Below are 15,194 nucleotides of genomic sequence, written 5' to 3'. Positions count from 1 at the left end.
CATCAACGCAAACGTCGCCGCGGTCTGCACCGTCTCCGGAACACTCACCACCGCAACCGAGACCAGGATCTTTTCGAGCTCCGCACACTTGGCCGGACTGGTGTACTTGCCGGCTTGGCGCAGCGCGTCACGGATGACGGTGATGTGCCCGTCAGTGATCGTGGCATCGGCCAACGCCGCCGCACACCCCGGCAACCACGGCGCCAACACCTGACCGTCCAGGGCGTGGCGCGGCCCCAACTCCTTGGCGGCCTTGATCCGCCGCCCCGCCTCCGCCTCGGACAGCCGCATCCGCGTCGAGAGCACATCGGCCCAGGTTTTGCCACCGATCTCATGGGCGGTGGCCCGATCCATCAACGTCGCCAGGATCCGGTGATCAACCGCGGCATCGGCGCGGGCACGTTCTTCGCGATCGGACTGGATCGCCAACAACTCCGCGGTATCGAAACACGTGAAATCGGCATCCAACAACGCCTTCACCGATGCAGCGCGGTCGGCCAGCGCATGCTGCACCGCTTCCCGACTCGCCACCGCATCCGACTTCATGACCTCAACATATGCGCGACCACCGACAAAACAGGTCGACTTGTGACACCAGAGACCAACGGGGCCAAAGAAACTCACGTCGCTCGAAAGTCGCTTTCTAGGCGGGAATTACAGCAGCACCCTGCGTAGGAATGCCAGCTGATCGGTCACCGTCTTGTCGAACCACTCATTCCCCGGCCACACATCGAAGTGATCACACGCGTAGCGGTGCACCTGGGCCCGCGCCGCCTCCGCGGTCTTGGCCACCGCGCCGGCCGGCACGAACCGGTCGAAATCGCCGATCTGCACCAGTACCGGGCATCGCAGCCGACGGGCCGCTGCCTTGACGTTCAACCTGCCGAGTTCCATACCGACCGAGGAGTCGATCTCGTTGCGCCAGGTCGGACCCGCCATCGCGAGATAGCTTTCGTAGGCCCCCGACAGGGTCAACGCCCCCGACTCCCCCGGCCGCCCGACGATCGGCATCATCGTCGCCGTTCCGCCCCGTGCCACCGCGAACCGACTCCGCATCCCCGTCGCGGTCCAGCGCAACGCGGTGAACACATCTCGTTCACTGATCGCCGCACGACCGGCCGCCAGACCGGATGTCAAGGGCGTCAAGGCGATAACGGCGGCCACCTCGGGAAGCTCGGCGGCCACCTGGATCACGTGGCCGCCCGACATGGAGGCGCCCCACAGGGCGATACGCGCCGGATCCACACCCGGTAGCCCGGAGGCGAACGCCACGGCAATACGGAAGTCAGCCAGCTGTTGAACCAGTGAAATCGTCTGGCGCGGAACGCCGTCCGACGCACCGAATCCCCGGTAGTCGAATGCCAGCACATCGATCCCGGCCTCGGCGAACTGCGAGGCGAACGGCTCCAGACCCGAATCCTTGGTGCCGCCGAAGCCGTGCGCCATCACCACGGCGGGCCGCAACCCGTCACCGGCGGCCCGGAAATGCCAGCCGCTGCAGCGGGTTCCCGCCGAGGTGAACGAGACTTCTTGATAGCTCATGACCGCTCTCCGTAGATCGTGCTCAACCAGACCGCAGCCGCGCCATCCAGTAGCTGGGCGCGGGTCAGCCGTCCACCGAGGATGAACCGCTCCAGCAGTCGGTCGTTGAATTCCAGCAGCACCGCGGCGAGAACCTCGGGCTCCGGCGTATCGCGCTCGGCCCGGATCAACTCGGCCACCGATGGCACAAAAGCATCGCGCGCATCATCCCAGATCTGTCGCACTGTCATGCTGGACCCGCGTGCCTCCAACATGGCACTGAAGACGTGCCGATACCGGTCGCAGGTGTCGAGAAGACCGGTCAGCATGGCGTACACCCGTTCCCGCGGTGCACCTTCCCCACTGGTGAATTCCTGGTTGACCGCGAAGGTTTCGTTGACCATCCGTTCCATCAGCGCCGCCACGGCAGCCGCCTTGTTCTCGAAATAGAAGTAGAAGGCCGACCGCGTCACCCCCGCCTGCGAGGTGATCTCCGCGACGTTGATCGCATCCAGGCTGGATTCCTTGAGCCACCGGTCGAGTGCATCCAGGATCGCCTCGCGGCGCTCGTCGCTACGCAGCGCGGGTCGTCGGTCGGTGGGTGACCTCATGCGACCGCCTCCGCACGCCGCACGCCTGCCGGAATCTCCTTGGTACGGATGTCGTGTTCGTAGTAGAAGTAGTCGACCTGCTGCGTGTGCCGCGGGCGGTCGGTGCAGTGGCCGGCGTGCAGTTGCTGGTCGGCATCGATGACACGCTCCATCTCGGCGACCGACGGCAGCGCATACCGGCCGGCGGCGTAGGCGGCCAGCAGCCGCGACTGACATTCGACGAACGGGAACAACGTCGGGATGGCCTGTGCAAATCCGATGAACACCAGATCGTCGAACCCCGGTTTGAACATCCGCTTGTACAACCGGATCTGATTGTCCGGGGCGCTGATCAGTTCGGGATCGAAAAACGGGAACGTGATGTTGTAGCCGGTGGCATAAACGATGACGTCGAACTGATCGGCGGTGCCGTCCTCGAAATGGACGGTGTCGCCGTCGAGCAGCCGGACGTTGGGTTTGGGGATGACATCACCGGAGCCCAGCCGCAGCGGCAGCTCGACCGACTGCGTCGGATGGGCCTCGAACAGTTTGTGATTGGCCGGCGGCAGGCCGTATTTGGTCGGGTCGGCCCCGACCAGCGGCGCAAACGCCTGCGCGGCCTTACGCTGCCAGGACAGCGGCAGGTACGGGGTTGTCTTGAAGATCTTGTCACCGGGCTGGCCGGCAAGGTATTTCGGCACGATCCAGGCGCTGGAGCGGGTGGACAACGTCACCTTGTTCTGCAGGGTTTTCGACGACAGCTCGACGGTGATATCGGCTGCGCTGTTGCCGATCCCGACCACCAGGATACGTTTACCGGTCAGTGCCAACGGATTCTGCGGATCGACATAATGATGCGAATGGATCGACTCGCCGTCGAACGTCCCCGGAAAAGACGCCCATCGCGCATCCCAGTGGTGGCCGTTGCCGACCACCAACAGGTCGAACTCGCGGACACTTCCGCCTTGATCCTCGATGAGCCAGCCACCGCCCTCGCGGCGCCGGGCCGATACCACCGCGTTGTTGAACTCGATGTTCTGTAACAGCCCGAAGGCGTCGGCGTACGCGTCCAGATACTCCTTGATATCGGAGTGGTGCGGAAAGGATGGATAGTGCTCGGGCATCGGAAAGTCTTTGAACGACAGCCGGTGTTTGGAGGTGTCGATGTGCAGCGAACGGTAGGCGCTGCTCATGCCGTTCGGGTTGCCGAAGGCCCAGTTGCCACCGATGCGATCGGAGATCTCGAACGTGGTGTACGGGACGCGATAATCCTTGAGCATCTTGCCGGCGGTCAATCCGCTGATACCCGCACCGATCACCGCTGTCCGCGGTTGTGCTGCCACCACGATCGCTCCTCTGCGTCCTTGTGACGCGGAACACTACCGAGCCCTCTGACGCGCGTCAATAACTACTGACGAGCGTCAACACAGTAACTCGGTTGCTCCCAGCGGTAAGGTCGGACATCCGTCGAGGGAGAGCCGATGAGTACCGTCGCAGGGTCATGACGACACCGCAGTCCGCACCGGATTCCTCGCCGGGTCTCGCCCTGATCTGCGCAATAGCCGTCATCGCGGGCGTGGCGATCGGCTTCGTCGGCGGCGCCTTCCGTTGGTGCCTCGAGCGTGCCGACACCCTGCGCGGTGATCTTGTCGACTGGGCGCACCACCTGCCAGGGCCGAGTTGGCTGATCTTGATGTGCGCCACTGCAGCCGGCGCCACCCTCGCCGCATTGATCGTGCGGAGTATTCCGCTGGCCGCCGGTAGCGGCATCCAGCATGTCGAGGCGGTCCACCGCGGCGAGGCCGCCCCACCGTTACCGGCCTTGCTGCCCGCCAAGTTCGTCGGCGGATTACTCGCCATCGGGTCCGGACTCGTACTGGGTCGCGAAGGGCCCACGGTGCACATGGGTGCAGCGCTGGGCGCCGAGGCCGCACGACGCAGTCATCTCGCCGAACCCGATGTACGGATGCTCCAGGCAGCTCTCGGCGGAGCAGGCCTCGCGGTTGCGTTCAACGCACCCATCGCCGGTGTGCTGTTCACCCTGGAGGAGGTGACGAGGTCGTTTCGATTGCGTACCGTGCTCGCCACCCTCTTCGCCACGGCCAGCGCCGTCGGATGCTCTCGACTCATCACCGGCGACGAGCCCGACTTCGATGTGGCAAGCATTGCAGCGCCGTCCCTTTCGTGGCTGCCGCTTTTTGTAGTGTTCGGTCTGCTGACAGGCCTCGCCGGCGTTCTGTACAACCGGTTGGTGCTGGGCTTCCTAGACGGTGCCGCCAGAGTCTCCCGGGTGCCGCCGGTGGCGAAGGCGGCATTGATCGGGACGGTCGTCGGGTTGGTGACGTTCATCGAACCGCTCGCGACGGGCGGCGGTGACACGCTCAACCAGATGATCCTGGGGGCGGACTCCGTGGTGCTGTGGGCGGTGGCCGGATTTCTGATCGTGCGGTTCGTGGCCGGTCCGCTGTCCTACGCCGCGGCCGTACCGGGCGGCTTGTTCGCACCCCTGCTGGCCATCGGCACGTTGTGGGGCGTGCTGTTTCTCAGCTGCTTCGACACGGTGTGGCCGGGTGAGCACACCGCGCTGGCGGTCCCGATGGCGATTGTCGGGATGACGGCATTCTTCGGCGCCACCGTCCGCGCACCGCTGACCGCCATCGTCGTCGTCATCGAGATGACCGGGACGACGGCGGTGGCGATACCGACGTTGGCCGCCACCGCTGCTGCGGTCCTGGTCGCCGAAAGCCTGCGATCGCCGCCGATCTACGACAGTCTCCGGCAACGGATGCCGCCAGAGTGACTAGTCGGTGTCGGCGGCGATGACACCCAACCGAGCCAGATGTTCGCACAGTGGGGCTACACCGATGGTGAAGTGTTCGGCCATCGCCGAGCGGGCCGCGTCCGCGTCGCGGCGCTCCAATGCATCGATCACCCGACGATGATCGGTGATCGACTGGGCGGGCCAGCCATCCAGCGTCGGGAACACCGACTCGGGTTGATACCGCGTGATACCCGACATGAACTGGGTCAGCTTCGGTGAGGCGGCGGCGACATTGATCAACCGGTGGTACTCGTGATTGAGCCGCACGGTCCGATCCGGATCGGTGTCGGCATACGCTCGCTCCAGCCGCTCCTGGATGGCCCGCAGTTCCGAAAGCTGTTCGGCGCTGATGTTCTCGGCTGCCCGTGCCGCCAGTTCGCCCCCGACGTAGGCCTGCACGTTGGCGACGTCGGCGAGGTCGCGCGCGGTGAATTCCAGCACCATGAAACCCCGGCGCGGGTGTTGCACCAGCAGTCCCTCGGCGCGCAGGTTCAGCAGCGCCTCGCGCACCGGGGTGACGCTGATACCGAGGTCGACGGCCAGCTGGTCCAGGCGCAGATACTCGCCTGCCCGGTAGGTGCCGTCGAAGATCCGGCGCCGCACCACCCGGGCCACATCGTCGGACAGCTGTGGCCGGGACGCGAGCTCAGGATCAGATCCGGTACTCATCGAGAAGATTCTTACTGATGATCGTCTTCTGGATCTCGCTGGTGCCCTCACCGATCAGCAGGAACGGGGCATCGCGCATCAGGCGCTCGATCTCGTACTCCTTGGAATAGCCGTAGCCACCGTGGATCCGGAAGCTCTGCTGGGTCACCTCGGCGCAGTACTCGCTGGCGAGGTACTTGGCCATCCCGGACGCCACATCATTGCGATCCCCGGAATCCTTGAGCCGCGCCGCGTTCACCATCATCAGATGGGCGGCTTCGACCTTGGTCGCCATCTCCGCGAGCTGGAACGCGATCGCCTGATGTCCGGCGATGGTCTTGCCGAACGTCTCCCGTTGTTGGGCATAACGGATCGCCAGTTCGAAGGCGCGCAGCGCGACACCGCAGGCACGTGCCGATACATTCACCCGGCCGACCTCGACCCCGTCCATCATCTGGAAGAAGCCCTTGCCCGGGGTGTCCCCCAGCACGTCGCCCGCCGAAGCCCGGAAGCCGTCGAAGATGAGCTCGGTGGTGTCGATACCCTTGTAACCCAGCTTGTCGAGCTTGCCCGGGATGGTCAGGCCGGGCAGTACCTCACCGAATCCGGCCGGCTTCTCGATCAGGAACGCGGTCAGGTTGCGGTGTGGTTTGTCCGCTCCCTCATCGGTTTTCACCAGTGCGGCCACCAGTGTGGAGCTGCCGCCGTTGGTCAGCCACATCTTCTGACCGGTGATCACATAATCGTCACCGTCCCGGACCGCCTTGGTGCGGATCGCGGCCACATCGGAGCCCAGTTCGGGCTCCGACATCGAGAAGGCACCGCGAATCTCACCGGTCGCCATCCTTGGCAGGTAACGCTGCTTCTGCTCATCGGTACCGTGCTGACGGATCATGTAGGCCACGATGAAATGGGTGTTGACGACACCGGAGACGCTCATCCAGCCGCGGGCCAGTTCCTCCACGCACAGCGCGTAGGTCAGCAGCGACTCCCCCAGCCCGCCGTACTCCTCGGGGATCATCAGCCCGAATAGCCCCATCTCGCGCATCTGATCGACGATGTGCTGCGGATAGGTGTCGGCGTGCTCCAACTCCTGAGCGTTCGGGATGATCTCTTTGTCCACGAATTGTCGTACCGTGGACACGATTTCGGCCTGCACGTCGGTCAGTCCCGCAGTCTGGGCAAGTTTGGTCATTTAGCAATCCGTTCGAATACGGCGGCCAACCCCTGGCCGCCACCGATGCACATGGTCTCCAGTCCGTACCGGGCGTCACGCAGCACGAGTTCGCGGGCCAGCGTCGCCAGCATCCGCCCACCGGTGGCACCTACCGGGTGGCCCAGCGAGATGCCGGAACCACGCACATTGGTGCGCTCGAAATCGGCCTCGGTGAACTTCCATTCGCGGGTGCAGGCCAGCGCTTGGGCCGCGAAGGCCTCGTTGAGTTCGATCAGGTCGATATCGGAGAGCGTCAGTCCGGCCTTGGCCAGCGCGCGTTCGGTGGCCGGCACCGGCCCGATGCCCATGATGTCGGGCGCCACCCCGGCCACCCCCCAGGACACCAGCCGGACAAGCGGTGTCAATCCCAGCTCGGCGGCCCGCTCCGGTGTCGTCACAACGCACATGGACGCGGCATCGTTCTGCCCACTGGAGTTACCGGCGGTGACGGTGGCATCCGGGTCATTCTTGCCGAGCACCGGACGCAGCTTGCTCAACGCCTCCACCGAGGTGTCGGCACGCGGATGTTCGTCGGTGTCGATCAGCTCAGAACCTTTGCGCGAGCTCACCGTGACCGGGATGATCTCCTCGGCCAGCACCCCGCTGTTCTGCGCAGCCACCGCATTGCGGTGCGAGCGCGCCGCGAGCTCGTCCTGTTCGATGCGCGAGATACCGTACTGGCGACGAAGATTCTCCGCGGTCTCCAACATGCCACCGGGAACCGGGTGGTTCTTGCCGCCGGCGGTGACCCGGCCGCGGGCCAGCCCGTCGTGCACGGTGACACCGCCACGCGACCCTCCCCAGCGCATATCGGTGGAGTGGAAGGCGACATTGCTCATCGATTCCGCGCCGCCGGCGATGACGAGATCGCTGTCACCGCCGGCCACTTGGAGCGCCGCCTGGATGACAGCCTGCAGGCCGGACCCGCAACGACGGTCGATCTGCATCCCCGGCACCGTGATCGGCAGGCCCGCGTCCAATGCCACCACCCGGCCGATGGCCGGCGCCTCAGGTGAGGGATAGCAGTGCCCGAGCACCACATCGTCGACATCGTCGGCACCCAGACCGGTGCGGTCGAGCAGGCCCCGGAGCGCCGCGACGCCGAGGTCGACGGCGGTCAGGGACGCAAGCATCCCGCCGTATCGGCCGATCGGAGTGCGGACCGGTTCGCATATCACCGCCGTGCGCATCAGATATGCCGTCCGCCGGTCACTTCCAGCACGGTGCCGGTCATATACGACGACAGATCCGAGGCCAGGAACAGCGCGACGGACGCCACCTCGCTGGGCTCGGCGGCGCGGCCCATCGGGATCTCGGCCAGCTTCTGATCCCAGATACGTTGCGGCATGGCCTCGGTCATCGCCGACCGGATCAGCCCGGGCTGGATGGCGTTGACCCGCACACCCAGATGCGCGACCTCCTTGGCCGCGGCCTTGGTCAGACCGACGATGCCGGCCTTGGCGGCCGAGTAGTTCGTCTGGCCGACCAGACCCACCTTGCCGGAGATCGACGAGATGTTCACGATAGCGCCGCTTGTGGCTTCGCGCATGATGTTGGCCGCCAACCGGGTGCCGTTCCAGGAGCCCTTGAGATGGACCGAGACGACCTGGTCGAACTGCTCCTCGGTCATCTTGCGCATGGTGGCGTCCCGCGTGATACCGGCATTGTTGACCATGACGTCGAGGCTGCCGAAGGTATCCACCGCCGCCTCGACCAAGGCCTGCACCTGTCCGGCGTCGACCACATTGCAGGTGACCGCCTTGGCGACAGCGGCACCGCCGAGTGCGGCGACGGCAGCTTCGCTGGCCTCGGGGTTCAGATCGCCGAGCACCACCCGAGCGCCCTCGGCCACGAATCGTTGCGCGATCGCGAATCCGATCCCCTGCGCACCTCCGGTGATCACCGCGGTGCGTCCGTCGAGCAGAGTCATGAGTTCTCTTCCTGCAGCGGGAGCAGTTCCATACATCAAATATGATACTTCTGGTATCAAACCACATCGCTCAGGAGAACCCATGGCCGAGACAGTGTCCGATGCCGATTTCGCCGATATCCTCGCCGCCACCCGGCAGTTCATCCGTACCCAGGTGGTTCCGCGCGAGCTGGAGATCATGGCCGCCGACCGGGTGCCCGACGATATCCGCGAACAGACCAAGGACATGGGCCTGTTCGGTTACGCCATCCCCCAGGAATGGGGCGGACTGGGACTGAACCTGGTGCAGGATGTCGAACTGGCGATGGAGTTCGGTTACACCAGCCTGGCGTTGCGGTCGATGTTCGGCACCAACAACGGCATCGCCGGCCAGGTGCTCGTCGGATTCGGCACCGACGAGCAGAAGCAACGCTGGCTGGCCGGTATCGCCTCCGGCGAGGTGGTCGCGTCCTTCGCCCTCACCGAGCCTGGCGCGGGGTCCAACCCGGCCGGTCTGCGCACCAAGGCCGTCCGCGTCGGAGGGCAGGAGCGCAGCGACCGGGGAATCGAACCAGCTGACCAGTGGGTGATCAACGGCCAGAAACGCTTCATCACCAACGCACCGACCGCGGACCTGTTCGTGGTGTTCGCCCGCACTCGCCCGGCCGATGCCGACGGCGCCGGGATCGCCGTGTTCCTGGTCCCGGCCGACACACCCGGCGTGGCGATCGGCGCCAAGGACGCGAAGATGGGTCAGGAGGGCGCCTGGACGGCCGATGTCAGCTTCGACGATGTCCGCGTCGGCGATGACGCCCTGGTCGGCGGCAGCGAAGACATCGGCTACCGCGCCGCCATGACATCACTGGCCCGCGGCCGGGTGCACATCGCCGCACTGGCCGTGGGCAGCGCGCAGCGCGCGCTCGACGAATCGGTGGCCTACGCCGCCACGGCCACCCAGGGCGGCACTCCGATCGGCGAATTCCAGCTCGTCCAGGCGATGCTCGCCGATCAGCAGACCGGTGTGTTGGCCGGGCGCGCCATGGTGCGCGATGCCGCCCGACAGTGGGTCGACGACACCGATCGCCGGCTCGCGCCGTCGGCCGCCAAGCTTTTCTGCACCGAGATGGCCGGGCAGGTAGCCGATCTCGCGGTGCAGATCCACGGCGGCAGCGGGTACATGCGCGAGGTCGCGGTGGAGCGCATCTACCGTGAGGTGCGTTTGCTGCGCCTCTACGAGGGCACCAGCGAAATCCAGCGCCTGATCATCGGCGGCGGGCTGGTGAAGGCCGCCCAGCGGCGGGCGGCGAACTAGACAGTCGCGCTAAGCGATGTACCGAATGATCGACTCCGCCACCGCGGCAGGCTTTTCCGAACCCTCGATCTCCACCGTGATAGTGACCGTCGACTGCGCGGCGCCGTCGAGCTTGGCCACATCGGCGATGACACCACGCGCCCGAATGCGGGCGCCGACCCTGACCGGCGTGATGAACCGCACCTTGTTGTAGCCGTAGTTCACCGCCAGTGAGATGCCCTTCACGCTGTAGAGCTGGTGGGAGAAGTACGGCAGCAGCGACAGGGTCAGCAACCCGTGCGCGATGGTGCCACCGAAGGGCCCCGCCGCGGCACGCTCGGGGTCGATGTGAATCCACTGCCGATCCTCGGTGGCTTCGGCAAATTGATTCACCCGATCCTGGTCGACCTCCAGCCAATCGGTGGGCCCGAGTTCGGCACCCGCCGCCGCGACCAACTCGTCCAAGCTCTCGAAAACCTGCACTGCTTCCTCCTTGGTTGACGCTGCCAACTGCCCCGTCATGCATAGCGCCTCACCGGCACGCCGTCACCACCGGGTGGGCGTTGAACCCCTCGGCGCTCGCCGGTGACGGCAGCGAATGTGGGCTGCGGCGCCGAACGCCGCAAACTCGTAGAAAACTCTCGGCCATCATGATCACATTTGCCATAACTGACGCGTTCGACAATTTTGCCAGAGTTTGCCGTACCTAAATTCAGCACATCTAAATTGCTGAAACGCGCCGAATACATTTCCAGCTACTTATGTCAGCCTGTGCCACTTATTTAAGTCTGGCATCTGCCCTGGATATCGCGATACTTATCTGGACTATTTGAAATTATCCAGGGACCATACGCCGGTGTGGCAACGTCCCGATACTGATTGGTGGATACGCGAATGACCGTGCCGATCGCCGATTCTGACATAAACGGCACCGCTATAGATTCGTCCGTCCGCTGGCGTAGCCATGACGCCGATTGCACGCTCGTTCTCGCGACCCCATGGGCCGAACCCGAGCTGTGGGATGACTTCGTTGCGGGGGCGGTGCGCAGTTACCGCAAACACGGAGTCGTTCAAGCGATCGAACCGAGCACACTCGCCGACCCATTCACCACATCTCTGTTCCTCGCGGCGGTCACCGATGACGGCCGCGTCATCGGCGGTGTCCGGGCCCAGGGGCCCTACCGTGACGCCGACGAGGCCCACGCGATCGTCGAGTGGGCCGGCCAACCCGCCCTGCCCGCGGTGCGCAAGATGATCTCCGACCGACTTCCGTTCGGTGTCGTCGAGATCAAGACCGCATGGACAGACGACAGCGGCCCGGCGGGCCGTCAGCGCGGTCGGGAATTGACGCCTATTCTCGCCCGCATGCCTCTGCATGCCACCCTGGTCCTCGGCGCCAAGTTCGCGATGGCCACCGCGGCCGATCACGTCCTGGACCGCTGGCGGTCCTCCGGTGGTGTGGTGTCGACACGGATCCCCCCGACGCCGTACCCCGACGAGCGATATCGCACCAGGATCATGTGGTGGGATCGCGCCGAGTTCAGCAGATACGCCGATGCGCAACAGATCTCGGCGATCATCGCCGAGTCCAATCATCTGGCCGACCTTTCGGGAGCCGTTCCTGCATGATTGGTCGCGCAGTGAACACCCATCAAGTGACCGACGTTTCCGCACTCCCACTCCCCCCGGTGAACCCGCTGCCGTACCGGCAGCGCGCCAAGGCCCTGCGCAACTTCCATACCGGTGTGGACGAACTGCGGGACGCCGGCGGCCCGATCAGCCGGTTCCGGCTGGGGCCGTCGTGGCTGCTCCCGCCGATCGTCGTCGCCACCTCCCCGGAGGCCATCCGCGACATCCTGTCGGTCAAGAACGGCTCGGTCGACAAGACCTCGCTGGTGCTCTCGGAGCTGCGCCGGGTACTCGGCGCCAATCTTTTCAATCTGCCCTATGAGCAATGGCTCCCGCGCCGTCGCACCATCCAGCCGGTCTTCACGCGCCAACAGGTTCAGGCCTTCGGCGGGCACATGGCCGATGCTGCGGAGTGGGTGGCCACCGACTGGACCGACGGCAAGACCGTCGATCTGGATCAGGAGGCCCGCCGGCTCACCCTCAGCGCGCTGGGACGCTCGGTGCTGGGCCTGGATCTCAGCGATCACATGGCCGATATCGCCGACCCGCTGCGCGAGGCGCTGACCTATGTCGCCGACCGGGCGCTGCGACCTGTGCGCGCGCCCAACTGGTTACCCACCCCCGCCGGGCGCCGCGCCCGCGCGGCGAGTGCGACGTTGCATCGCCTTGCCCACGACATCCTGCAACGCTGCCGTGCCGACCCGGACGTGGACGCACCGCTGGTACGCGCGCTGCTGGCGGCCACCGATCCCGAGACCGGAAAGGGACTGTCCGACAGCGAGATCGCCGAAGAGCTGATCGTCTTCCTGTTCGCCGGGTACGACACCACGGCAACCACACTGACCTACACACTCTGGCAACTGGGCCGCCACCCTGATATCCAGGATCGGGTCGCGGCCGAGGTCGCCGCGCTGGGTGATCGCCGGCTCGAACCCGCCGATGTCGGGGCAATGCCCTACACCGTGCAGGTGCTCAGGGAGTCGCTGCGACTGTGTCCGCCAGGGCCCAGCGGCACCCGATTGGCCACCAGCGATGTGGCCGTCGCCGGATACCGGGTACCCGCGGGCACCATGTTGGTGTTCGGACGGCTGGCGGTGCAGCGCGATCCGGCGCTGTGGGATGACCCGTTGACCTACGATCCGGACCGGTTCAGCCCAGAACGCAGCCGAAACCGCAACCGCTGGCAGTACATTCCGTTCGGCGGTGGGCCTCGGTCGTGTATCGGTGACCATTTCGCCATGCTCGAGTTGACCCTGGGCCTGGCAACGTTCATCAAACACGCCCGGATACGCTCCACCGGCGAGGATTTCCCGCTCGAGGTGCCGTTCACCATGGTGGCGGGCGGACCGATTCCCGCGCAGATCAGTCTGCGGGGGCGTCGTTGACGAGAGACCTGGTGACGGGCAAGCAGTGAGGACAACAGAATGAGTGATGTGTCGGACGACCTGAACCACGGTGCGGTCATCCTCGACCCGGCGGACCCCGCGGACGCAGCGACGTTGGCGGGGCTGCGCGCCGACGAACGGATCGCGGTCATCGACCACTACTCCGAGCAGCACGCCCAGCTCACCGCCCTGCGCACCCCGGCGGCACGGACGCTGCGTGACGAACCGATGCGGTGGGCGCACTATCCGTGGCGACGTGCCGTGGTGGCCGTCCTCGGCCCGCAGGGCTTCCGCGCCGTCCGCCTGGACCGCAACCGCAACCTGATCACCTCGGAGGAACAGGATCGCCTGCACGGCTTGGCAATCGGTGTGGCCGGCCTGAGTGTGGGTCATATCATCGCGCACACCTTGGTGATCCAGGGACTGTGCGGCGAGCTGAGATTGACCGATTTCGACACCCTGGAGCTGTCCAACCTCAACCGTGTCCCGGCCACCGTGTTCGACCTCGGCGTCAACAAGGCGGTGGTGGCGGCGCGGCGGATCGCCGAGCTCGATCCGTACCTGCGGGTGCGAGTGCACGACGAAGGGCTGACCCGCGAAACCCTGGACACCTTCGTCGATGGCCTGGACATCGTCGTCGAGGAATGCGATTCGCTGGACATGAAGGCATTGCTACGGGAGGCTGCCCGCAGCAGGCGAATTCCGGTGTTGATGGCGACCAGCGACCGCGGTCTTGTCGACGTCGAGCGGTTCGACTCCGAACCCGACCGACCGATCCTGCACGGTTTGCTCAGCGATGTCGACGCCGCGTTGCTGCCCGGTATGAGCAGCCGGGACAAGGTTCCCCACATCCTGCGCCATCTCGAGGCCGACCGGCTCTCACCCCGCACCGCGGCATCCCTGGTCGAGGTCGATCGGTCGATATCCACCTGGCCGCAGCTCGCGGCCGATGTGAACCTGGGCGCCACCTCCATCGCCGCGGCCGTTCGCCGGATCGGACTCGGTGAGCCCCTGCCGTCGGGACGCACCCGCGTCGATATCGAGCAAGCGCTTGATCAACTCAGTGAGCCCGACATGTCGCACGTGCCCTCGACAGCTGCCGAGGAGCCCGCACCACCGGTGCCCGAGCAGGTGCCTGCCCTGATCGCGCACGCGGCGAGCAGGGCACCGTCGGGCGGCAACATCCAGCCATGGACGATCGTGACCGACAAAGCGGCAGTCGGCATCCGACTGAACCCCCGATACACCGTGAGCATGGACGTCGGTTTTCGTGGCGGAGCAGTCGCGGTGGGAGCCGCGCTGTTCAACGCGCGCGTCGCGGCCGCCGCGCACGGCGTGCTCGGTCCGGTTGCCGTCACTGCTGACACACCCGACGTACTGACCGCCACACTGCAGTTGGGTGACGGCATCGACACCGCGTTGGCGGCCTTCTACGAGCCCATGCTGGCGCGTACCACCAACCGTCACCCCGGTGTACCGACCGAGATCACTGCCGAGACCGTTGCAGCGCTGACCGAGGCCGCTGCCGCGGAGGGCGCGCGACTGCGGCTTCTGACCGATGGGCCTGTGCTGGCGGCGGCGGCCGACCTGTTGGGAGCCTCGGATCGGATCCGTTACCTGACACCGCACCTGCACGCGGAGATGATCAGTGAACTGCGCTGGCCCGGCGATGCCGACCCGGACACCGGGATCGACGTCCGCAGTCTCGAACTGGATGCCAGTGACGATGCGGTTCTCGGCATCCTGCGGCGCTCCGATGTGATGCACCACCTCGACCGTTGGGACGCCGGCAGCGCCCTCGGCGACTTCGCCCGCGACCGGGTACGCAGCGCCTCCGCGCTCGCCGTGATCTCGGTCGACGGTGCAAAACTCGCGGACTTCGTCCGTGGTGGGGCAGCCACCGAGGCGGTGTGGATCCGCGCCGAACAGCACGGGTTCGGGGTGCAACCGATGTCACCGGTCTACCTCTATGCCCGTACCACCGAAGAGCTCAATGCGCTATCCGAGAGGTACAGTGGAGAACTGGCAAAACTGCGATCCGAGTTCCGTGCGCTGGTCGAACTCGAGGACGGCGAGGAGGTTGCACTCGTGTTACGACTCGTCAATGCTGCCGCTCCGAGCGTCGCAAGTCGCCGCGACACCCGCCGTATCAAGCTGCCCGACTCCCGAGAACACCTGCACTAG

14 protein-coding genes are annotated in these 15,194 nt (G+C 65.8%); 5 read left to right on the top strand and 9 right to left on the bottom strand.

Features of this window, described 5'->3' with window-relative positions; translation table 11 throughout:
* The 4 genes from ACLBYA_RS12150 to ACLBYA_RS12135 form a co-directional block, all read right to left on the bottom strand.
* Window positions 1-546: DUF222 domain-containing protein (locus ACLBYA_RS12150; RefSeq protein WP_447709649.1), on the bottom strand; the 546-nt coding region annotated here is incomplete at its 3' end.
* Between the two features lie 108 nt (window positions 547-654).
* Window positions 655-1,542 carry an alpha/beta hydrolase gene (locus ACLBYA_RS12145; RefSeq protein WP_447709648.1) on the bottom strand — a complete coding sequence of 296 codons (888 nt, stop codon included), beginning with the start codon at window positions 1,540-1,542 and terminating at the stop codon, window positions 655-657.
* Entirely contained in the window at window positions 1,539-2,132 is a 594-nt protein-coding gene (locus ACLBYA_RS12140; RefSeq protein ID WP_447709647.1) for a TetR/AcrR family transcriptional regulator, read from the bottom strand. Before ACLBYA_RS12140 ends, ACLBYA_RS12145 begins: the two co-directional genes overlap by 4 nt.
* The gene (locus tag ACLBYA_RS12135; protein WP_447709646.1) at window positions 2,129-3,457 is read right to left on the bottom strand and encodes a flavin-containing monooxygenase; all 1,329 of its coding nucleotides are present in this window, start codon (window positions 3,455-3,457) and stop codon (window positions 2,129-2,131) included. Before ACLBYA_RS12135 ends, ACLBYA_RS12140 begins: the two co-directional genes overlap by 4 nt.
* A gap of 155 nt (window positions 3,458-3,612) precedes the next feature.
* Here ACLBYA_RS12135 and ACLBYA_RS12130 point away from each other — a divergent pair, with 155 nt between their 5' ends.
* Window positions 3,613-4,911 carry a ClC family H(+)/Cl(-) exchange transporter gene (locus tag ACLBYA_RS12130; RefSeq protein ID WP_447709645.1) on the top strand — a complete coding sequence of 433 codons (1,299 nt, stop codon included), beginning with the start codon at window positions 3,613-3,615 and terminating at the stop codon, window positions 4,909-4,911.
* Here the strand turns inward: ACLBYA_RS12130 and ACLBYA_RS12125 are convergent, their stop codons facing one another.
* From ACLBYA_RS12125 to fabG, 4 genes are read right to left on the bottom strand one after another with little or no spacing between them, the layout of a single operon-like run.
* Window positions 4,912-5,601, bottom strand: coding sequence for a GntR family transcriptional regulator (locus tag ACLBYA_RS12125; protein ID WP_447709644.1), 690 nt, complete (start codon window positions 5,599-5,601; stop codon window positions 4,912-4,914). It abuts the gene before it with no gap.
* A complete protein-coding gene (locus ACLBYA_RS12120; RefSeq protein ID WP_447709643.1) occupies window positions 5,585-6,775 on the bottom strand; it encodes an acyl-CoA dehydrogenase family protein in 1,191 nt (396 codons plus the stop codon). Before ACLBYA_RS12120 ends, ACLBYA_RS12125 begins: the two co-directional genes overlap by 17 nt.
* Window positions 6,772-7,986, bottom strand: a complete 1,215-nt coding sequence (locus ACLBYA_RS12115) for an acetyl-CoA C-acetyltransferase (protein ID WP_447709642.1) — start codon at window positions 7,984-7,986, stop codon at window positions 6,772-6,774. Before ACLBYA_RS12115 ends, ACLBYA_RS12120 begins: the two co-directional genes overlap by 4 nt.
* The gene (gene fabG, locus ACLBYA_RS12110) at window positions 7,986-8,726 is read right to left on the bottom strand and encodes a 3-oxoacyl-ACP reductase FabG (RefSeq protein ID WP_447709641.1); all 741 of its coding nucleotides are present in this window, start codon (window positions 8,724-8,726) and stop codon (window positions 7,986-7,988) included. The genes ACLBYA_RS12115 and fabG overlap by 1 nt, the downstream gene beginning before the upstream one ends.
* An 82-nt stretch (window positions 8,727-8,808) precedes the next feature.
* On the opposite strand from fabG, the gene ACLBYA_RS12105 reads away from it, so the two are divergent.
* On the top strand, window positions 8,809-10,017 hold the full coding sequence (locus tag ACLBYA_RS12105) for an acyl-CoA dehydrogenase family protein (RefSeq protein ID WP_447709640.1): 1,209 nt from the start codon (window positions 8,809-8,811) through the stop codon (window positions 10,015-10,017).
* A gap of 9 nt (window positions 10,018-10,026) precedes the next feature.
* On the opposite strand, the gene ACLBYA_RS12100 is transcribed toward ACLBYA_RS12105, so the two are convergent.
* Window positions 10,027-10,479, bottom strand: a complete 453-nt coding sequence (locus ACLBYA_RS12100; RefSeq protein ID WP_447709639.1) for a MaoC family dehydratase — start codon at window positions 10,477-10,479, stop codon at window positions 10,027-10,029.
* A gap of 411 nt (window positions 10,480-10,890) precedes the next feature.
* Between ACLBYA_RS12100 and ACLBYA_RS12095 the strand changes: the two genes are divergently transcribed.
* Genes ACLBYA_RS12095 through ACLBYA_RS12085 form a run of 3 tightly spaced genes read left to right on the top strand, consistent with a single transcriptional unit; the run spans window position 10,891 to window position 15,194 of the window.
* The gene (locus ACLBYA_RS12095; protein ID WP_447709638.1) at window positions 10,891-11,625 is read left to right on the top strand and encodes a hypothetical protein; all 735 of its coding nucleotides are present in this window, start codon (window positions 10,891-10,893) and stop codon (window positions 11,623-11,625) included.
* Window positions 11,622-13,010: a cytochrome P450 gene (locus ACLBYA_RS12090; protein ID WP_447709637.1), complete on the top strand. Its 1,389-nt coding sequence runs from the start codon at window positions 11,622-11,624 to the stop codon at window positions 13,008-13,010. The genes ACLBYA_RS12095 and ACLBYA_RS12090 overlap by 4 nt, the downstream gene beginning before the upstream one ends.
* Before the next feature lie 39 nt (window positions 13,011-13,049).
* Complete coding sequence (locus ACLBYA_RS12085) at window positions 13,050-15,194, top strand: Rv1355c family protein (protein ID WP_447709636.1); 2,145 nt, start codon at window positions 13,050-13,052, stop codon at window positions 15,192-15,194.

Source organism: Mycobacterium sp. C31M (assembly GCF_053345865.1).
Note: the sequence above shows the minus strand (reverse complement) of the source record. Positions and strands in the feature narration are given on the sequence as shown.